The following is a 20,379-nucleotide window of genomic DNA, read 5'->3' as shown; positions in this document are numbered from 1 at the left end:
TTTGGGCTAGGCAGGTATGGAAGCGGAGAACCGAGCCCGCTTTTGGTTGAAAAACGGGCTCGAAAGGTCATCGACGCGAGTTAAGATATACGCTCTCTGAGTGCTTACTGATCAGATTTAAGCACTGCGAGAAAGGCACGTTGGGGAATATCAACATTTCCCACGGTTTTCATGCGCTTCTTGCCTTCCTTTTGTTTTTCCAACAACTTTCGTTTTCGGGAAATATCACCACCGTAACATTTTGCCGTGACGTCTTTACGCAGCGCTGAAATGTTTTCCCGGGCAACAATATTTGAGCCAATGGCTGCCTGAATAGCGATTTTGAACATCTGACGCGGAATCTCTTTTTTCAACTGCTCACAGGCCTTTAAACCACGTTCTCGAGCTTTAGACCGGTGTGTCAGTTGCGACAGCGCATCCACCTGCTCTCCGTTAACCAGGATATCGAGTTTGATCAGATCACTTTGACGGTAATCCAGCAACTCGTAATCAAAGGAGCCATACCCCTGAGTGACTGATTTGAGTCGATCATAAAAATCGTAAATCACCTCCGCAAGTGGTAATTCACAGATAAATTCTATTCGACCGGGCATGGGATAATGGTATTTGGTGTTCTCACCTCGGCGCTCCATGCATAAGGTCATCACCGCCCCCATATACCGTTCAGGAATGTGAATGGTCGCTTTGATGTAGGGTTCTTCAATGCGGTCTATGGTGCCCGGATCAGGGAAATAGGAGGGGTTGTCAACCACCACCTCGGTCTTATCCTGGAGAAAAAAGGTATACTTAACCGTGGGGACGGTCAGGATAAGCGAAATATCAAACTCGCGCTCAAGACGCTCCTGGACAACCTCCAGGTGAAGCAGTCCTAAAAATCCGCAACGAAAACCAAAGCCAAGGGCGGCAGAAGAATCCTTTTGAAAGGTGAGGGCAGCATCATTAAGCTTGAGTTTTTCCAGGGCTGCCGCCAAATCCTCGTAATCATCCGTGGAGATGGGGTAGAGCGAAGAAAACACAACCTGCTGGACTTCTTTAAAGCCTGGTAAGGGTGTAGGGCAGGGGGCTTCTTTAAGAGTAATGGTGTCACCAGGCCTCGTGTCGGAGACAGTCTTGACCCCGGCAATGATATACCCAACCTCTCCGGCGGAAAGCTGTTTCTGAGCTTCACGGCGTAACCGGAAAATCCCCAGTTCCTCGATTTTGTATTCAGCGCCATTGGACATGAACACGATCTGGTCACCGGTTTTCACCGTTCCGTTAATGATGCGTACGGAGATGACGGTTCCCCGGTAGGGATCGTAATTGGCATCAAAAATCAAGGCTTCAAGGGGTTTTGTCGGATCGCCTTCGGGGGGCGGCAGGTATTTGATAATGGCGTTGAGAAGTTCAAGGACGCCTTCGCCTGTTTTGGCGGAACATTTTTGAATAGCCTCACCCTCAAGGCCTAGATCATCCTCTATCTGGTCGGCAACCTTTTCCGGTTCCGCGGCAGGCAAATCTATTTTGTTGATAACCGGAATGATCTCCAGATCATTTTCCATGGCCAGATACAGGTTGGCTAGGGTCTGAGCCTCTATACCCTGGGCCGCATCAATCAGGAGCAGGGCGCCTTCACAAGAAGCTAGCGCGCGAGAAACTTCATAGCTGAAATCTACATGGCCTGGCGTATCGACCAGGTTGAGGATATAACTTTTCCCGTCATCAGCGACAAAAGGAAGGCAGATCGTCTGAGATTTGATAGTGATACCACGCTCACGTTCGATATCCATGCTGTCGAGCAGCTGGTCCTTAAACTCACGATCGGTGACCATTTTACAGAGTTGGATCATACGATCGGCCAGAGTGGATTTGCCGTGATCTATATGGGCTATTATGCTGAAATTTCGTATATTATTCATTCGTTACAAAGATAAGAAAGGAAAATAGATGCGTGGTTGGGGGAAGCCCGGTACCCTTAGCATAGATTGGGTAAAAATAAAACTCCACAAGCGGCTATAGTTATATTAAAGTGTTTTTTTTGATTTTTTCGGGTAGACTTACCCCATGATCCCTGCATGTGAGTTTACTCCTTGCAGGGTTGTGTTTTCTAACGATATACCAGAGATTAATGAGAGATCAGAGCGAAAAAGACAGTGTGGAAACAAAAGAGGCCCCGCAGCACGCTTTGATGCTGACATCAACAGATGACAATCTGCCAGCATTAAGCAACCCCGCCCTCCACCGTTACTTGCAAGAGATCAGTCAATATGAGTTACTTAGCCGCGAAGAGACCGAAGAACTCGCGGTGCGTTTTCAAGAGACCGGCGATCCGGATGCAGCCTACCGTCTTGTCTCTTCCAACCTGCGCTTAGTTGTCAAAGTCGCCATGGACTTCCAGAAATACTGGATGCAAAATTTTATGGACCTGATCCAGGAGGGTAATGTCGGCCTGGTGCAGGCGACTAAAAAATTTGATCCGTATCGAGGAGTCAAATTTTCCTATTATGCCGCCTACTGGATTCGTGCCTATATCCTCAAGTTTATCATGGATAACTGGCGCCTGGTTAAAATCGGCACGACTCAGGCCCAACGTAAACTTTTTTTTAGCCTGAACAAGGAAAAAAAACTCCTTGAATCCCAAGGGTTTAAACCTGAGGTGAAATTACTGGCAGAACGGTTGAACGTCAAAGAGAGTGAAGTTATCGAGATGGGTCAGCGGATGGACAACTGGGATGTCTCCTTGGAGGCCCCGGTGCGTAGTGATTCCGAAGATGAACAGAAAAGCTTTCTCCCCTCCGATGGGCCAGGCATCGAAGAAGTTGTCGCCAGCCAGGAGATGCGTGAGAGGCTTGCTGGAATTCTTGCAGACCTGAGCACCAAGCTCAATGAAAAGGAGCAGGTCATTCTCAGTACACGCCTACTCAGCGATGAGCCAAGAACGCTGCAGACCATTGCCGATGAATTCAGCATCTCCAGAGAACGGGTCCGGCAAATCGAGGCTAACCTCCTTAAAAAATTACGTAAACAGTTCGAAAAAGAAATGCCTGATATTCAGGATTTTCTCAGCGGCGATGGGATGATCCTCGCTGCTGGACCGACAGATCAGAACTCCTGACCTCCTCGTTCTTTTCAACATTCTTCCCAAACTTCTTTCTTTTGTAGTCCCCATGAATGTACCTTTGCTTGACCTGAAACCACAGTTGGCCCCGTTGCGTTCCCAAATGCTCGAGGCTGTTACCCGCGTTCTTGATTCCACCGGCTACATCCTCGGCCGTGAAGTGACTGAGCTTGAGGAAAAGGTGGCTCACTATTCACAAGCCTCGTATGGCGTTGGCGTTTCCTCTGGAACGGATGCTCTGCTGAACGCGCTGATGTCACTTGACGTTGGCCCGGGCGATCTGGTCTTAACCACGCCCTATACCTTTTTTGCCACCATGGGAACGATTCTCCGTGTTGGGGCAAAGCCGCTCTTTGTTGATGTCTCTCCCAAAAGCCTGAATATGGATCCCGTTCTCACTGCTGAAGCTCTGCAAGCAGATCGTGCAGGTGCAAATCGCATCAAGGCCATGATGCCCGTCCACCTCTATGGTCAATGTGCGGATATGCAGCCGCTTATGGCCCTTTCCAAGGAGTATGGTGTACCGGTCATTGAGGATGCCGCTCAGGCTATAGGTGCCGAATATCCGTTTGAAGAAAACGGGGAAATCATCTGGCGGCGCGCCGGTAGCATGGGACTTGCGGGATGTTTTTCCTTTTTTCCCAGCAAAAACCTCGGCGGTATTGGCGATGGCGGCATGATTACCACTTCCAATGAGGATTATGCAGGGGTACTGCGTTCGAATCGTAATCACGGTGCAGAACCCAAGTATTACCATTCACGCGTTGGCGGAAATTTCCGTCTGGATCCGATCCAAGCCGCTGTCCTTTCCATTAAGCTTGAACATCTGGAGAGCTGGCACGCCGGACGTCGCGAGAACGCTGCCACCTATACCAAACTTTTTGCAGAGGCTGGCCTGGTCAATGATCCGGTTATCCTGCCATCTGCTGTGTACGCCCAAATGGAGGGAGCTGAACAACATAATCACCATATCTACAATCAATTTGTGATTCATGTACCCAAACGCGATGAACTGCGACAGTATCTCCAGGATAACTCGGTCGGATGTGAGATTTACTACCCGCTTTGCCTCCACCAGCAGAAATGCATTGCTGAGCACGGGTATGGGGCTCAAAGTTTTCCGGTGGCTGAGGCTGCTGCAGCCGATTCCCTGGCCTTACCGATTTATCCTGAGCTGAGTACTGAACAACTTGAGTATGTTGTTGCAACGATTGCTCGTTTTTACAAAGGAAATTGATTACTGGTTACACTTGCAGAAGCAGTGAGTCTTTGGTATGCAACAAAAGCTGTTGGAAAAACCATCCTCTCTCTGCTCTAATGTTATATTATTCTCAATAGAATAAAACCGATATAAATAACAGATGTTTTCATCAGATGAAACCATCTGACATGAAATACAAAAGCTGAAAGCGTTGGGTCTACGCCCAACGCTTTCTTCTCTTTTGTACCCTTACCACCCGGGTACAGCGACTACTATTATGGAGGAAAGTTGACATGGTTGAACGTATCCCGATGTCCTTGGCAGGAAATCGGCAGCTGCGTGATGAGCTGGAACGGCTTGAACGGGTAGAGCGGCCTGAAATCGTCAAGGCAATCGAGGTTGCGCGTGCGCATGGAGATCTCAGCGAAAATGCCGAGTATCATGCCGCCAAAGAACGGCAAAGTCTGACTGAAGGAAGGATCCTCGAACTCAAGGACAAACTGAGCCGGGCTGAAGTAATTGATTGCTCGAAAGTTTCTACGGATCGCGCTGTCTTTGGAACCGTTGTCACTTTGGTGGATTTGGCAAACGAATCAGAGGTCACCTACCAACTCCTGGGTCCTGAAGAGGCTGATGTTAAAAAAGGATCGATTTCTGTTCTTTCACCGCTGGGAAGGGCACTTTTGGGAAAAGAGATAGGTGATGAGGTGCTCACCAAAACTCCCGGAGGTATGCGAGAGTTTGAGGTGATTGATATTGAAGCAGGAAAAATTAAGTAGGAAGCTTAGAAAAAACGAAAGGGCACGTCATGGTGTCCTTTCGTTATTTTATCAAGACTGTTGTGACTCACGCGTCTGAAACGTACAACACTCTACACCGATTGAACGAGTAAGCCGCTTTGAAAGAGTGCTGTCATTTGGCCACTCATTTCATCGGTTGTTAAAGAGCAGTCACTGCCCACATGCCAGCAACGGGAAATTTCATCCAGTGAGCCAAAGATTATCTGGCGCATAACATGTGGATGAAACTCCTGACGGAAGACACCGCTATCCTGGCCTTCCTTTATGATTTGGGCAATAATCGCTAGATACTCATTAAACGTATTTTTCCGGTACTCGCGAATCAGCTTGGAGGTTTGTCTGAGTTCAATATGGATAACCTCTGCCAGGTACCTGTTCTTCTTCATTTCCTCAAGATGGTTGGTAATGAAGATGCGCAGTTTTTCTTGCGGATCTGTTTCCTTTTCCAACAGTCCCGCGACCTGATCAATAAGCTTCCCGATTTCCTGCTCGAAAACAGAAAGCAGGATATCAGCCTTGTTATTGAAATAGAGGTATATCGTTCCATCCGCCACCTTGGCTTCTTTGGCAATGTCCGAGATTCGAGCATTGAAAAAGCCTTTTTTTGCGAACACTTTAGTGGCAGCACGTATGATTTTACGATGCTTGTCTGGTGATTTCATTTATTATGTTTAAACAGGCAAATGCTGCAAAAAATGAATGAGTCCTCATTCCGTACAGTACCAGTTTCTAAATAGGCATGTCAAGAAAAATGGCGGTTAACCAGCGAAGTTATAATAGGTGAACCCGCTGATTTCGGTTACATTTTTCTGGACGAAATTTGATATTTTTTATTAAAAGAAACCAGAACCCAAAGAGCAATGGCCCACTTACAAATGGTCGGAGGAGATTGAATGAAAGTATTGGTTATCGGCAGCGGCGGACGTGAACACGCGTTGGTGTGGAAGCTGAAACAATCTGAAAAGGTGGACACTATTTATTGTGCCCCAGGCAACGCCGGGATTAAATCCATTGCCGAGTGTGTCGATATAGCATCTGGAGATGTCCCCAGTCTGCTGGCCTTTGCCCAGGAGAAAGCGATCGATCTGACCGTGGTTGGCCCTGAAGATCCGTTAACGCAGGGGATCGTCGATGCATTTGAAAATCAGGGGTTACCGATTTTCGGACCGGACTCCAAAGGAGCGATCCTTGAGGGAAGCAAAGTTTTTACCAAGGATTTTCTGGCAAAATATAACATTCCTTCAGCTCAATACGGTACCTTTGGTAAGCGGGGCGCAGCCAAAAAATTCGTCAAGTCTATCGGCTTACCCTGTGTCATCAAGGCCGACGGTCTTGCAGCTGGCAAAGGCGTTATCATCGCCCAGACCCAGGATGAAGCAGAAGAGGCCATTGACCTGATTATGAAGGACAAAGCCTTTGGACAAGCTGGCAACAAGGTGGTCGTTGAAGAGTTTCTTCGGGGTGAGGAAGCTTCATTTATTGCCTTTACAGACGGAAAGACCGTGCTTCCCCTGCCGACTTCTCAGGATCACAAAGCCGTCTTTGAAGGGGACAAAGGGCCAAACACAGGAGGCATGGGGGCGTATTCTCCAGCTCCTGTTATGAACGATGTCCTGCACAAACGTGTCATGGAAGAGGTCATGCTCCCCACAATCGAAGGGATGGCTAGCGAAGGACGCCCGTACAAAGGTATGCTGTATGCCGGATTGATGATCGATGGAGATCGCATCAATGTTCTGGAGTTCAACTGCCGCTTTGGTGACCCCGAGTGCCAGCCGCTGTTGATGCGTCTCCGATCCGATCTCGTCGATATCTTTGAAGCTTGCATCAACGGAACATTGGACCAGATTACCCTGGATATTGACCCCCGGCCAACAGTTTGCGTGGTCATGGCCTCCGGTGGGTATCCCGGTAAATATTCCACAGGCAACCGCATCGCAGGGCTGATCAAAGCTTCCAAGATCGAAAACGTGCAGGTGTTTCATGCTGGTACCGCCATGCAGGGCCGTCAGGTGACCACCTCCGGAGGGCGAGTTCTTGGTATAACCGCTATTGGCGATGATATCAAAGCAGCGCTCGATCAGGCCTACGAGGCTGTGTCTGTCATATCCTGGCAGGGATGCTACTACCGGCGTGATATCGGTCATCGGGCCCTTGCTCGCCTGAAGGAGGACACGCCAAAACCCCAAGTTGGTATTGTCATGGGAAGCGACTCTGATTTACCGGTTATGCAGGCAGCCGCTGACTTTCTTGAGGGCAAGGGCGTTGGCTATGAAATGCTGATCACCTCCGCTCATCGAACCCCTGAACATGCCGCCAAGTATGCTGCTACTGCCAACGATCGTGGCCTTAAAATCATTATTGCTGGTGCAGGTATGGCGGCACATCTCGCCGGCGTCATGGCAGCCCATACAACGGTTCCGGTGATTGGAGTTCCCTTGGATGCCTCCTCGCTTAATGGACTGGATGCCTTACTTTCAACCGTGCAAATGCCTCCGGGTATTCCGGTGGCAACCATGGGAATCGGTAAGGCCGGCGCTAAAAATGCGGCTGTGCTCGCCGTTCGTATCCTTGCGCTGACCGATGAAGGTTTGCGGCAACAACTCGTTGAGCATGCTGATCAGATGGCCCAACAGGTCGAGGCTAAAAACCAGGCACTGCAGGGGTGAACCCAATAGTTAGACCTGATGCATCCACACTCCAGCAGGCAGCCTCAATCCTGCGTGCTGGAGGTGTGGTTGCCTTCCCCACTGAGACCTACTATGGTCTTGCAGCCGACCCCTTCAACAAAGGGGCAGTCGATCGACTCTACCAGATCAAAAAACGCTCAGGCGCCCTCCCCATACTTTTACTCATTCAAGGGCAACCTCAACTCAGTCTGGTCGCCCGCACAATACCTCCCCCCTATCTGCCTCTGATCAACCACTTTTGGCCCGGCCCACTAAGTTTAATCTTTCCAGCTCTAGAGGCATGTTCTTCACGGCTCACCGGAGGAACAGGGACTGTTGCCGTTCGTCATTCGCCCCATCCGATAGCCGACCAACTCGTCCGCGCCTTTGGAGGCCCCATAACTGCCACCAGCGCCAACATCTCGGGAGCCCCGGCTGCCATCAATGCTGAGGAAGTCAACTCGTTTTTTAGTCGTCAGGTTGACCTTATCCTTGACGGAGGCGACACTCCAGGAGGGCAGGGGTCTACCCTTGTTGGGCTTAAAGATGGGCTTATTTGTTGTTTTCGTGCAGGAAAAATTGATTTTTCTCTGGTACAGAGTGTCAGTGCGTCATACAATCAATCCATATCTTGATAATATTTGGAGGCGTATATGGCTGATTTACAATGGAATAAGGAGTTCGCCCTCGAGCAAACCGCTGGTGACGAAGAATTACTCGAAGAACTTCTCACCCTCTTTAAAGACTCATCAAGTGCGGATCTTGAGCAACTGCAGACAGCAATAGCAGGGGAGGATACCGATGGGATCGTGCGAGCCGCACATAGCCTGAAAGGCGCCTCGGCAAGTTTAGGCATTGAAGGAATACGGGGCATAGCCATGGCCATGGAATCTGATGCCCGTGAGGGGTCGGTGGCTGTAGCGAGAGATAAGGTCGAAGAAATGCGTACCTTACTCGAGCAGGTTAAGGCAATGTAAAGTTTGAGGTAATTTTTTTATTTCTTCAGGGAGTATAACAGGTTATTTAGGGCATCGTCCTGCCAGACCAGAGTCTCGCAGGACGATTTTTTTTACCGCAGCAGCTCTTAAGGCCTGATAATCTCACAGTCACAGGCTGCGTCTTTAATGTTCAGCAACAGGAATTTGGCATTGAACCCGTTTTTGATGAGTTCGTTATAGGCCATATCCGCACGCGCGCCTGTCGAGCAATGCACATAGATCTTTTTGTCTTTGGGCAGCTCGTTCATCCGCGCCGGGATCTCATCCAGCGGGATGTTAATAGTATTTTTAAAGGTACCGAGCTCAGCCACCTCGGACTTGGTCCGGGCATCGACAATAATTGCATCCTTGTCTTCTCCTGAAGCGGCCTTGCGAAAGTCTGCCACAGAGACCTCGCCTTTGCCAAGCTTTCTCACCCATTTGATTTCCATATTATAAATGGGGCCTTTTTCAATCTCGCCTCCGGATTTCACCCAGCCCTTGTAACCACCTTCCACAAGAGAGACATTTTTAAAGCCCTCAAAACGAACGTCAGAAACCGCATCCAGAACCTCATCATCTCCGTACAAAACAATAGGTGCGTTTCTGGGAACATCATCGAGTCGATCTTCGAGCAGTTCATAGGGAACTGAATACGCCCCCTTGATTCTTCCGGCGATAGCTTCTTCTGTGGGACGGATATCTATGAGAACTACATTGCCTTTTTGGATAAAGGATTTGGTCGAATAGGTAGGCAGGTCATTTTTTGACCAGACAGGCTCACCTTCATGATACACATTAACATTGGTGTAGCCCAAATCTTTGGCGATGATAGCGGAACCGGGCGAAAGAGGGCAGGTGATGCCGCCACAGTAGAAAATAAGCATTGTGTTTTTATCTTTGGGTAAAACAGCTGCTTTTTTCTTTTTGAGCACCGGCATGGGGATGGAGTGGGCCCCTGGTAGGTGGGCCTGGTTGTAACGACCGGTGGGGCGGGAATCAACCAAAAAAAGATCCGTGTTGCTCGCAAGTAACGTTTGCAGTTCTTTGGTTTTTATTTCTGTAATACCAGCAGGAAGTTTGGCAATTTTCAGTTCAACCTCAGTGGCATAGAGATCGTTGCCTCGTTTCTCGTACTTGACCTTAATTGGTTTGCCTTTGGCTGCGACATTCATTCCCTTGGTATCGGCATCAAACTTCAGCATCATTACTTTACTCTTGGAAACGCCACCGTCATGTTTCGCGCCAACAGTAATGGATAAGGTTTGAGCACGCTGGGAGACGCCCGCGACCTTGCCTGCATAGACGCCAGTTTCCGCCTGTGCATGTATCGCCTGTTTTGATGCACTCAGTTCAGCTTTATCTCCTGCACATCCTCCGGCCAAAAGGGCAAGTGACACACACAGCAGTACCGGAAACAATGTTTTCCTCACAGCAAATCCTCCGTAGAATAATCATGGATTAAACAGCTAGGGGATGCTCAAAAATCCGCATCAATATGGCGCTAGTATAGTCGAAAATATGCCCATTGTGCAAAGGGAAGAATAATTATCAAGACGAATGTAACTACCTATCAAAAAATTTATTGACGCATGGTTGTAGCTACTTCAATATATGGTGAAAAAAACATTGAAACAACGGAGCGATACATGGAAAAAATTCACATAACCCTAGAAGGTGCCTCCTTGAATTTCGACCTGGCAAAACTCCTTGGTGATGCTCTGGCGGGCCAGGACGACACCGATTTTACCCTGGTGAGCTGGAACGACAGCCAGCGCGATATTCACTCCCCTCAATGCCTCCACTGTGAGATCAAAGGGGAGCCTGGCTGGGAAGTCTACGGGAGAAACCATGGTGGACGACTTCGACTCTCCTTTAACAGGGATACCATTGTCCTGATCTACTCTTGAGATGCAGCCAATATTTTCAATTTGGGCTGGGGATCGCGTCCAAAAAGCTCAACCTGCTGCCCCAACCAGGTGGAAAGCTCTGGAGTGAGTGAGGACCGGGTGAGACGCCACTGCCAGTTACCCGTTGTTGTTCCAGGAGTATTCATGCGGCAGTCATTGCCATAACCAAGCACATCCTGCATAGGTATAATTGCCAGGTTAGCCGGAGAGCCATAGGCCAGATAAATAAGCTCTCTATGGAACGAGCCAGCATTGTCATCGGAGCAATGCGCAAAAAGCTTTGCCTGTTTTTTGGCCTCCGGTGCAACTTCAGAGCTCAGATACCAGCCAACAGCGGTATCATTGTCATGGGTTCCGGTATAGACAACACTTTTTTTTCCCATGCTGTAGGGGAGATAGCTATTTTCGGGGTTACCATCAAAGGCAAAGAGCAGAATTTTCATCCCTGGATAATCAAGACTGTCACGGAGCTCTTCAACCTCCTTGGTTATAACGCCAAGGTCTTCGGCTATAATATTCATCTCACCCAACCGAATGGTCATTTCTCTGAAAAAATTTTCCCCCGGACCTGGCTGCCAGCTGCCATTGAGCGCGGTCTCTTCTTCGGCCGGTACAGACCAGTAGGATTCAAAGCCGCGGAAATGATCGATACGCACGACATCAACCAAGTTGAAATTGTGCTGTAATCGCTGCTCCCACCACGCGTAGAGCTGAGTCTCAACCTCAGTGTTGGCACTGTTCCAGCGATAGAGCGGGTTCCCCCATCGCTGGCCGGTGGCACTAAAATAATCTGGAGGGACACCCGCTACCCGGGTAGGTTCACCGGTGTTTTCATCCAACTGAAAAATGGATTGATTGACCCAAACGTCCACGCTATCCAAGGCAACATAGATGGGGAGGTCACCGATGAGCTGAACCTCATGGGCACGGGCATAGTCGCGAAGCGCCTGCCACTGCTTCATAAACACATACTGAGTGAAAAGGTGGTAGTGGACGTCGGCAAGGAGATCCTTTTGGGCCTGAGCGCAGGCAAGTGAATCGTGCTGTCGTAATCCTTCCGGCCATTCATACCAGGGGGCATTACCCATTTTGTTTTTCAAGGCAACAAACAATGCGTAATCCTGTGCCCACGGATGAGTGCTTGCAAACTGTTCAAGCGTATCGGCAAAAGAAGGCTTTTGAGAAAAACGCCTCCAAGCTTTTTGCAACAATTCTTTTTTATAGGATTCGATTTTATCGTATTCGACCAGAAAAGGAGAAAATGAAGGGGAGGGGATTTCCGTTTCGAGAAGCCACCCTGCCTCAACAAGTCCCTGAGCAGCAATGAGCAAAGGAGAACCCGCAAAGGCTGAAAAGCTCATATAGGGTGAATTACCAAACAGGGGAGCGACAGGCGTCGTGGGAAGAATTTGCCAGCTCTTTTGCTTGGAATCGTTCAAGAAATCTATAAAATCGAAAGCCTCTTTTCCAATCTCACCGATGCCATAGGGGCCTGGCAGTGAAAAAATCGGTAATAAAATTCCACTTGATCTTTGTCGGAGAATGTTTATCGATGTACAATTATTCATGTGTGTCTACTCCTCCCAAGAAACTATGCCCTGCGTGAACTCATGCCTCTGCGTGTTCCATGCAATCCTAATCCTGTTCATCATACCGGCAAAACGTTTTTTATTGCATGACACCCACTCTTCGATTGCATTATTTTCTTCATAGAGTAGACTATAATATTCTTTTTGACCCTGAAACACAATGTGCGTTGCGCACAGATTAAAGGAGAAGGCTGGTGCTCGCTGGTATAAAAAATGACCTTCTTGAGGCCGGAAAGGATGAAGGCTGTATAACATTTCAGCATCTGAACGAACTCCTCCCCGATCAGGTGAAAGATCCGGGAGCCATTGAAGAGTTATTTGATTTTCTCGGGGAAAACAATATTGAAATTGTTACCCAGGAAGAGTCGGGAAAAAGAAAGACCTTATCCGGTGAAGAATGGACCGGAAAGAAAAACGGTGACGAAGACAATTCTTCCGATACCTTGCCCGATAGCGAAGAACACGATTCGGAAGAAACCACAACCACGTACCTTAGGGAGATGGGCCAATTTGACCTACTCACCCCCGAGGAAGAAGCAAAGTACTCCAAAACCATACGTGAGGGGTTTGACGCCATTATTGAGGCTATCCGTCAGGACGGCTCAGGCGTTGCCGAAATAAAAATGCTGGTCGACAGGATCGACCTCTGGCAGCGTCGTGACCCGACGCTGAAGCCGAAAAAGCAACAGCTCAATTACATGCGGCATTGCGTGACCATCGCCAACCGCAATTACCCTGAAATTCGAGAGCTGTTTGAGCTTGCTACGAAAATAGAGGCCTACAACCGATCCATTGAATTTGCCAAGGATTCCATGATCCGGGCAAACCTTCGGTTGGTCGTCTCTATTGCCAAGCGCTATATGCATCAGGGCTTGACCCTTGCTGATCTCATTCAGGAAGGCAATCTGGGACTGATGCGGGCTGTTTTTCGTTTTGACTATAAAAAAGGCAACAAATTCTCGACTTACGCCTCATGGTGGATTCGCCAGGCGATAACCCGGGCCATTCTTGACAAAACCCGGACCATTCGCCTGCCTGTGCATTTTCTTGAACTGCGCAGTCAGTTTTTTAAGGCGTTTTACTCGCTGTTAAAAGAACTTGGTCGTGAACCCACCCCGGTTGAAATTTCCAAGATGACTGATTTGCCCATGGATAAAATCCTGGCCATTTTGGAAGCATCGCGGGAACCGATTTCACTGGAGACTCCAGTGGGCGATGATGACTCGACTCTTGGTGATTTTCTTGAAAACCAGGAATCTGAATCACCCTATGATGCCGTGCAAAATAGGGAACTCGCTCACCGTGTCACCGAGGTCCTCTCGACGCTGACCGAGCGTGAAGAGAAAATCATTCGACTCCGTTTTGGTATTGGAGAAAAGGCAGAATACACCCTCGAGGAGATCGGAAAACGATTTAACGTTTCTCGAGAGCGTATTCGTCAGATCGAAAAAAAGGCCCTGAATCGTTTACGACACTCAAGCCGTCGGGAGAAACTTCGGTTCTTCCTTGACTAACACAACTAATATTTCGTGTTTTTTGAAGCCCCTTGTCTTTATAAGGGGCTTCTTTGTTTTTATTCAAGCAGGGATGCGGCCTTGGCAAGCATTCCCTTAACAATCTAAAGAAAACTGAATTTTTTCACATCAATGGGAATAAATTCTATTTCATAGACTCAATCCGGGAGCAGGCAGAAATGGATGCATATATAGAGCAGGCAGGGCTTGGCCGTATATTGGCCAAAGTCCGCGAAGGGGAGCGGTTATCCTTAGAAGATGGAGAGCAACTGTACCAGCATCCAAACGTCCTCGCTCTTGGGGCCCTGGCCAACATCGTTCGCGAACGCAAAAACGGAAACCAGGCCTTTTTTATTTATAATCAGCACATTAATTACTCCAACATTTGCACAAACCTCTGTAAGTTCTGTGCATTTGGACGTGAAAAAGATCATCCGCTTGCCTATGAAATGAGTGTGGATGATGTGAAGGAGAAGGTCCGGGAACGCCTCGACGAGCCGATCAGTGAAATACACATGGTCGGCGGCATCCACCCCGATCTTCCCTTTTCCTACTATATCGACATTCTCCAGGGCATTAAAGAGGTGCGCCCTGAGGTACATATTCAGGCCTTTACCTGTGTTGAGATTTATCACCTGGCTCAACTGAATGGCAAATCTGTTGAGGATACCCTGGATGAGCTCATGGCTGCAGGACTTGGTTCCCTGCCCGGAGGGGGGGCCGAGGTTTTCAGCCCGCGTATTCGCCAGGTAACCTGCGAGCGGAAACTATCCGGTGAAGGCTGGATCGAAGTGGCTAAAGCTGCCCATAAAAAAGGGCTGAAGACCAATGCAACCATGCTCTACGGTCATATCGAGACCGTAGCTGAACGGCTCGAACACCTGGATGCCCTGCGCAAGACCCAGGACGAAACCGATGGTTTTCTAGCCTTTATCCCACTCGCTTTTCACCCGAAAAACACGGCGATGGCCGAGCATGCCAACACCACCGGCATCAATGATCTTAAGAACATTGCCGTCAGTCGGTTGATGCTCGATAACTTTCCCCATGTGAAAGCCTATTGGGTTATGATCGGACCGAAACTTGCCCAGGTTGCCCTTTCTTTTGGTGCAGATGACATGGATGGAACCGTCAAAGAGGAAGTCATAACCCATATGGCTGGTGCTGAAACCGAGCAGGCACTTGGTCATAAGACTCTTATCCGTCTTATTCAGGAAGCAGGCCGCCAGCCTGTCCAGCGCGACACTCTCTACAACGTCATAGAGACCTTCTAACCATGCAAGCGATACAGAAAAAAATAGAGACAGGGGAACGAATTACTGGTGATGATTTCCTTAAGCTTGAACGTGAGGCTGATCTTCATCAGTTAGGGTTTCTTGCCGACAGTATACGCAGGCGACTGCATCCGGAACCGGTGGTCACCTATGTCATCGACCGCAATATCAACTATACAGATATATGTATATCCGCCTGTAAATTTTGCGCATTTTTCAAATCGCCCGAGGATAAGGAAGGCAAAGTCCTCAGTAAAGAAGAACTCCTTGAGAAGATCCGCGAAACCCAGGAACTCGGCGGAACCCAAATTCTGCTCCAAGGGGGATTGCACCCGGACAAACCCCTTGAATTTTATGAAGAGATGCTCCGCTTCATGAAAGAGACCGGCATTCACATCCACGGTTTTTCGCCGCCTGAGGTCTACCATTTCTCTCAGATTTCCGGGTTGCCCGTTGCCAAGGTCTTAAAACGTCTGGTAGATGCCGGATTAAACTCTATCCCCGGCGGCGGTGCGGAAATTCTCAACAACCGTGTTCGCGAAGAACTGGCACCACGGAAGTGTAATGCCGATCAATGGATCGGCGTAATGGAAGAAGCTCACCGACTTGGTCTGCGTACCACGGCCACCATGATGTTTGGCCATATAGAAACCATGGAAGAACGGCTTGAGCATCTCGAACGGGTCCGTGCTCTTCAAGATCGCACTGGTGGGTTCACGGCCTTTATTCCCTGGCCCTTTCAGCCCGATTATACGCCGCTTGCCGAAACCAGAAAGATCGAGAAAACAACGGCAGTCAGCTACCTACGTATGTTGGCCTTAAGTCGCATTTTCCTTGATAATATTCGCAATATTCAGGCTTCCTGGGTTACTCAGGGCCCCAAGATTGCCCAACTCTCCCTCTTTTTTGGCGCCAATGACTTTGGCTCGACCATGATCGAGGAAAATGTGGTGGCTGCAGCAGGAATTCACTTCCGCCTCTCTGAGCAGGAAATTCGTCGTCTGGTCAGTGATGCTGGGTTTTCTCCGCAACAACGGCTGATGGACTATACCCCCATCTGATGTCCAGGGTTCAGATCCATAGTGCTCCCTGGGTTGTGCCCGTCTCTGGAGCTGTTCTTGCCGATGCAGGTGTTGTCGTTGAAGAAGGAAAAATCCTGGCTGTCGACAGGTTAGATGCGTTACAGACCAGCTACCCACAGGTGGAGGTTATTCCCCATCCCCATGCGGCCCTGACCCCGGCACTGATCAATGCTCACATTCACCTTGAGCTCTCTCATCTTGGCGAACTTGGGAAGAAACCTCCTGGGCCATCTTTTACCCAGTGGATTGTAGAGCTTTTGTATCTGCGAGACAGCCTTGGAATTACCGGCCCCGAGATTGAAGAGGCCTCCTTGGCCTGTGCAGAGCAGCAGTACCGTTCCGGGGTGAGTATTCTTGCCGATATCGGGAACACAACCATTGGTGGAGAACTTCAGCAAAAGACGAACGGCCAGGTTTTGGCCTATAAGGAGTACCTTGGCCTGGCCGGGTTTACCCTTGAAAAAAACCTGGAAAGACTTGGAGCCGAACCGGAGCGACAGCGTTGCAGTGCCCACGCACCGTATTCGACCCATCCTCAACTCATTCAGGCGCTTAAAAGCCGGGCAAAAGCTCTAGGCCATACCTTTCCCATCCATGTTGCCGAACCACCGGCCGAACAGGAGATGCTTGCCCAGGGCAGGGGAGAAATGGTTGACTTTGTCCGAAGTCGAGGTTTTTGGGACGGATCGTTTATTCCCCCAGGGCATGCCGGATCTGTACGGTATCTCTATGATTTGGGGGCTCTGGATGAACAAACCCTCTGCGTCCATGCTATCCATGTCGATCCAGAAGAAATTCAAATACTTGCCGGTGAAGGCGCCAAAGTCTGCCTCTGTGCCGGAAGCAATCAATTTTTAGCGGTTGGCACAGCTCCGGTGGATCGCTTCCTTGAAGCCGGCATTCTCCCTGCTCTCGGCACCGACAGTGTCGCCTCGAATCCGGAACTCTCTTTGTGGCGAGAGATGTCCCTTCTTGCAGAGAGTCATCCCCAGCTTGATCCGGCAGCGATTTTCGCCATGGCAAGTCTGGGCGGAGCCCAGGCTTTGGGACTGGAGAGCCAGAGGGGGACATTGGCCCCGGGCAAAATCGCCGATATACTTTCTATACCGATTCCTGATTCTGTTCAGGACCCTACACAACTTCTGCGCTATGTAGTCAGCGCTGGTAGTCCATTAAGCCCGACACGGGTTGTACTATAAGGAGTCAGGCCATGGTCCGTATTGGCATGGTGAACTATATCAATGTTGCACCTATCTATGAAGTTTGGAAAGAGCAGAGCTACCCGCAACAATGGCACGTTGTTGAAGCCCAACCCAGCCAACTCAACGTCTTTCTTGAGAGAGATAAGATCGATCTAGGATTTGTTTCTTCATACGCCTATGCGCTCCACCCCGAACGCTACCAGATTCTGGCAGACCTCTCCATCAGTGCTACGGGTCCGGTGGGTTCTGTGTTTCTTTTTTCCAAGGTTCCGCCGGAAGAACTGGATGGCAAGCTGGTTATCCTCACCGGTCAGTCTGATACCTCTATTCGTTTGTTGAAAATAATCCTCGAAGAATTTTATAGGGTTCGCCCCTGCTATGAAATTGGCGAGGTCTATGCCGATGAGGAGAACAGCAAACGATCCAGTGCGGTTCTTGCCATTGGCGATGATGCCCTGCGTCTGAATGTCGAACGACGCTATCCGGTTCAGCTGGATTTAGGAGAAACCTGGCACAAAAAAACGGGACTGCCCTTCGTCTTTTCGGTTTGTGCTGTACGAGAGGAATTTCTGGCTCAAGAGCCAGAAACCGCCCGCAAGGTCCGCCAGGCCCTTGTCGATTGCCGTAAACAGGGAGCGGAGCGCATGGCTGAAATTTGTGATCGTGTCGCCCGACGCATCCCCATGGACTGTGAAGCATGCTCCCACTACCTTATGGGCATCGAGCACGACCTGAGCGCCATTAAGCTCCAGGCATTGGAGAGGTTTTTTCAGTATCTGATGGACCGCCAGGAGGCACCAGGCAATGTGCTTCCCCTCAAAATATTTTCGTAGAATCCAGGACAGTTACCTGTTTTTCCATTATTCTTAACCTGAATGCTCCCGCTAATGGGAGAACGAGTACTTCATGAGCACCTTACCGTCACCCGAGGAAAAAAAGCAATTTGTTCGCGATAAGTTCTCCGCCATTAGCGGGCGTTACGACCTACTGAATTCCCTGCTTTCCCTGCAGATAGACCGCTATTGGCGATGGCGCACAACCAGATTGCTCCGTCAGTTTCCCGAAGGCTGGGTCATGGATCTCTGTGCAGGCACCTTACCCCTTTCTTTGGAACTCACCAGGCAAGCGCAGAGGCGATCTGTGCTTTCTGTTGATTTCTGTGAGGACATGCTCCTGGCCGGTGCCAAAGCCCTGCCCAGTGATGATCGCAAAACCCGTATTTTTCCGGTTTGCGGAGATGGGGAGGTGCTTCCCGCTCCCTCCAACAGTTTTTGGGGCTGTACGGTGGCCTTTGGTGTCCGTAATCTCTCCCAGACACTCCAGGGGCTTAAAGAGATGCACCGCATTCTCAAGCCCACAGGGAACCTACTCATTCTCGAATTTTCCCGGCCAACCAACCCGATCATTAAACCGATCTATCATTTCTACCTCAACAAGATTCTTCCGGCCGTTGCAGGCCTTATCTCCGGTGACAAAGAGGCATACCAGTATCTTGCCTCCTCAATAGCGGCCTTTTATGAACCCGAGGAATTGATGGCCATGATGCGGGAAGCGGGGTTTAACAAGGTCTCACGAATACCGCTTACCTTTGGGATTGTCTCCATATACCGAGGCGTGAAGGGCTGATCCCATGGCAGAGTGTCGACGTCTTCTCCTTGGGCTGACCGGGGCAACCGGCATGCTCTACGTTCCTCAGCTGCTGCACTTACTGGAGATAGCTCAGGTTGAGGTGCACGCAATCATCTCCGATGCCGGGCGCAAGGTGCTCAAATTCGAGCTTGACCTCAAACCCGAGGATCTCTCTCAGGTTCAGCGCTGGTTTCAGGCCGACGATTTTACCGCGGCTCCAGCATCAGGCTCTGCCCGCTATGATGCCATGGTCGTTCTTCCTTGCACCATGGGGACTCTTGCGGCCATTGCTGGCGGATTCTGTGGGAACCTTATCCACCGTGCAGCTGATGTCACCCTCAAAGAGAGACGTCCATTAATCCTTGCAGCTCGTGAGACACCACTCAATCGCACCCACTTGCGCAACATGCTTACCGTGCACGAGGCAGGGGCTGTTATCTGCCCGCCAATGCCCGCTTTTTATCAACATCCACAAACGCTTGACGATATTGCCAGACAATTTGCAGCACGAATCTGCGACCTTTTGAGCATACCGGTCGCCTCCTCATCGATTAAGCGTTGGCAGGGAATGTAAATTATGTGGAAAAAAATATCTGTTTTGTTGGAAATGATCAAATTCCAACACACTGTTTTTGCCATGCCTTTTGCGCTGATGGGGGCCTTTCTTGCAGAGCGTGGCATCCCTGATTTTTCAGTATTCTTTTGGGTTGTTATCGCCATGGGCGGGGCAAGGACAAGCGCCATGACCTTTAACCGGATTGCTGATCGAAAATTCGATGCTGCCAATCCTCGAACCACCGGTCGCGCCCTGCCTGCCGGTGAGGTAACGCTTATTCAATCCTGGGGGTTGATGATAGGGGCAAGTTTGCTTTTTTTCTTTGCCTGTTTCATGCTTAATCCCCTGGCGCTTATGATTGCGCCTTTTGCCCTGGGATTAACCCTTTTTTACTCACTCACCAAACGTTTTACCTGGCTATGTCATGTTGTTCTCGGCGTGGCCCTGGCCATCTCCCCTCTTGGAGGATGGGTGGCTGTAGCGGCCAGCCTGGAAGGTTACCCCTGGGTACTCTCTCTGGCTGTTTTATTTTGGGTGGCTGGCTTTGACTGTATTTACGCCTGCCTGGACGCCGACTTTGATCGTGATGCTGGGCTCTATTCCATGCCGTCCTTTTTCGGAAGGAAGAACGGTTTTAGAATCGCAGTGCTCTTCCACCTACTGGCCTTTATTCTTTTTACCCTGACAGGTGTTTTAACCGGGCTGAATTACTGGTACTTTCTTGGCATTGCTCTAACTGCTGCGGCCCTTTTTTATCAGCACCTCATTGTCAGCCCCAAGGACCTTTCCCGCATACGCCAGTCGTTCTTTTCCATGAATGGTCTTATCGCCCTCACGCTCTTCTGCGCTACCTGCCTTGCGTTAGCAACAGGAAATTAA

General features: G+C 49.6%; 19 protein-coding genes. 15 read left to right on the top strand and 4 right to left on the bottom strand.

The genetic code is table 11. The features are described 5' to 3' along the window. Positions 1 to 104: 104 nt before the first annotated feature. Positions 105 to 1,898, bottom strand: coding sequence for a translation elongation factor 4 (gene lepA / locus JWJ90_RS04765; RefSeq protein ID WP_205226055.1), 1,794 nt, complete (start codon positions 1,896 to 1,898; stop codon positions 105 to 107). A gap of 209 nt (positions 1,899 to 2,107) precedes the next feature. Here lepA and JWJ90_RS04760 point away from each other — a divergent pair, with 209 nt between their 5' ends. From JWJ90_RS04760 to greA, 3 genes are all read left to right on the top strand, one after another. Continuing rightward, positions 2,108 to 3,094, top strand: a complete 987-nt coding sequence (locus JWJ90_RS04760) for a sigma-70 family RNA polymerase sigma factor (RefSeq protein ID WP_205226054.1) — start codon at positions 2,108 to 2,110, stop codon at positions 3,092 to 3,094. 52 nt (positions 3,095 to 3,146) lie between these two features. Continuing rightward, positions 3,147 to 4,334, top strand: coding sequence for a DegT/DnrJ/EryC1/StrS family aminotransferase (locus JWJ90_RS04755; RefSeq protein ID WP_205226053.1), 1,188 nt, complete (start codon positions 3,147 to 3,149; stop codon positions 4,332 to 4,334). Between the two features lie 257 nt (positions 4,335 to 4,591). After that, on the top strand, positions 4,592 to 5,077 hold the full coding sequence (gene greA / locus JWJ90_RS04750; RefSeq protein WP_205226052.1) for a transcription elongation factor GreA: 486 nt from the start codon (positions 4,592 to 4,594) through the stop codon (positions 5,075 to 5,077). A 92-nt stretch (positions 5,078 to 5,169) separates the two neighbouring features. Here the strand turns inward: greA and JWJ90_RS04745 are convergent, their stop codons facing one another. Further along, positions 5,170 to 5,760 carry a TetR/AcrR family transcriptional regulator gene (locus JWJ90_RS04745; protein WP_205226051.1) on the bottom strand — a complete coding sequence of 197 codons (591 nt, stop codon included), beginning with the start codon at positions 5,758 to 5,760 and terminating at the stop codon, positions 5,170 to 5,172. A 231-nt stretch (positions 5,761 to 5,991) separates the two neighbouring features. On the opposite strand from JWJ90_RS04745, the gene purD reads away from it, so the two are divergent. The 3 genes from purD to JWJ90_RS04730 are packed head-to-tail and all read left to right on the top strand — an operon-like array spanning position 5,992 to position 8,744. Further along, positions 5,992 to 7,767, top strand: a complete 1,776-nt coding sequence (gene purD / locus JWJ90_RS04740) for a phosphoribosylamine--glycine ligase (protein ID WP_205226050.1) — start codon at positions 5,992 to 5,994, stop codon at positions 7,765 to 7,767. After that, positions 7,764 to 8,402, top strand: coding sequence for an L-threonylcarbamoyladenylate synthase (locus JWJ90_RS04735; RefSeq protein ID WP_205226049.1), 639 nt, complete (start codon positions 7,764 to 7,766; stop codon positions 8,400 to 8,402). The genes purD and JWJ90_RS04735 overlap by 4 nt, the downstream gene beginning before the upstream one ends. An 18-nt stretch (positions 8,403 to 8,420) precedes the next feature. Beyond that, positions 8,421 to 8,744 (top strand): Hpt domain-containing protein, encoded by a 324-nt coding sequence (locus JWJ90_RS04730; RefSeq protein ID WP_205226048.1) that lies wholly within the window; start codon positions 8,421 to 8,423, stop codon positions 8,742 to 8,744. A gap of 107 nt (positions 8,745 to 8,851) precedes the next feature. On the opposite strand, the gene JWJ90_RS04725 is transcribed toward JWJ90_RS04730, so the two are convergent. Further along, positions 8,852 to 10,177: a rhodanese-like domain-containing protein gene (locus tag JWJ90_RS04725; protein ID WP_205226047.1), complete on the bottom strand. Its 1,326-nt coding sequence runs from the start codon at positions 10,175 to 10,177 to the stop codon at positions 8,852 to 8,854. A gap of 216 nt (positions 10,178 to 10,393) precedes the next feature. Between JWJ90_RS04725 and JWJ90_RS04720 the strand changes: the two genes are divergently transcribed. Continuing rightward, on the top strand, positions 10,394 to 10,654 hold the full coding sequence (locus JWJ90_RS04720) for an AF1514 family protein (protein WP_205226046.1): 261 nt from the start codon (positions 10,394 to 10,396) through the stop codon (positions 10,652 to 10,654). Here JWJ90_RS04720 and malQ read toward each other — a convergent pair. Beyond that, on the bottom strand, positions 10,645 to 12,222 hold the full coding sequence (gene malQ / locus JWJ90_RS04715) for a 4-alpha-glucanotransferase (protein ID WP_205226045.1): 1,578 nt from the start codon (positions 12,220 to 12,222) through the stop codon (positions 10,645 to 10,647). The two genes, JWJ90_RS04720 and malQ, sit on opposite strands and share 10 nt — an antisense overlap. Before the next feature lie 215 nt (positions 12,223 to 12,437). On the opposite strand from malQ, the gene JWJ90_RS04710 reads away from it, so the two are divergent. From JWJ90_RS04710 to JWJ90_RS04675, 8 genes are all read left to right on the top strand, one after another. Then, the gene (locus tag JWJ90_RS04710; protein ID WP_205226044.1) at positions 12,438 to 13,757 is read left to right on the top strand and encodes a sigma-70 family RNA polymerase sigma factor; all 1,320 of its coding nucleotides are present in this window, start codon (positions 12,438 to 12,440) and stop codon (positions 13,755 to 13,757) included. 179 nt (positions 13,758 to 13,936) lie between these two features. Further along, entirely contained in the window at positions 13,937 to 15,031 is a 1,095-nt protein-coding gene (gene mqnE, locus JWJ90_RS04705; RefSeq protein WP_205226043.1) for an aminofutalosine synthase MqnE, read from the top strand. Between the two features lie 2 nt (positions 15,032 to 15,033). Beyond that, positions 15,034 to 16,092 (top strand): cyclic dehypoxanthinyl futalosine synthase, encoded by a 1,059-nt coding sequence (gene mqnC / locus JWJ90_RS04700; protein ID WP_205226042.1) that lies wholly within the window; start codon positions 15,034 to 15,036, stop codon positions 16,090 to 16,092. Further along, positions 16,092 to 17,312 (top strand): amidohydrolase family protein, encoded by a 1,221-nt coding sequence (locus tag JWJ90_RS04695; protein WP_205226041.1) that lies wholly within the window; start codon positions 16,092 to 16,094, stop codon positions 17,310 to 17,312. The genes mqnC and JWJ90_RS04695 overlap by 1 nt, the downstream gene beginning before the upstream one ends. A gap of 11 nt (positions 17,313 to 17,323) precedes the next feature. Next, positions 17,324 to 18,148, top strand: coding sequence for a menaquinone biosynthesis protein (locus tag JWJ90_RS04690; RefSeq protein WP_205226040.1), 825 nt, complete (start codon positions 17,324 to 17,326; stop codon positions 18,146 to 18,148). A 73-nt stretch (positions 18,149 to 18,221) separates the two neighbouring features. Next, positions 18,222 to 18,941 carry a ubiquinone/menaquinone biosynthesis methyltransferase gene (locus JWJ90_RS04685; RefSeq protein WP_205226039.1) on the top strand — a complete coding sequence of 240 codons (720 nt, stop codon included), beginning with the start codon at positions 18,222 to 18,224 and terminating at the stop codon, positions 18,939 to 18,941. Positions 18,942 to 18,945: 4 nt separating this feature from the next. Further along, a complete protein-coding gene (locus JWJ90_RS04680; RefSeq protein ID WP_205226038.1) occupies positions 18,946 to 19,518 on the top strand; it encodes a UbiX family flavin prenyltransferase in 573 nt (190 codons plus the stop codon). 3 nt (positions 19,519 to 19,521) lie between these two features. Next, positions 19,522 to 20,379 (top strand): UbiA-like polyprenyltransferase, encoded by an 858-nt coding sequence (locus JWJ90_RS04675; RefSeq protein WP_205226037.1) that lies wholly within the window; start codon positions 19,522 to 19,524, stop codon positions 20,377 to 20,379.

This window comes from Desulfobulbus rhabdoformis, assembly GCF_016919065.1.
GTDB classification, from domain to species: Bacteria; Desulfobacterota; Desulfobulbia; order Desulfobulbales; family Desulfobulbaceae; genus Desulfobulbus; species Desulfobulbus rhabdoformis.
Note: the sequence above shows the minus strand (reverse complement) of the source record. Positions and strands in the feature narration are given on the sequence as shown.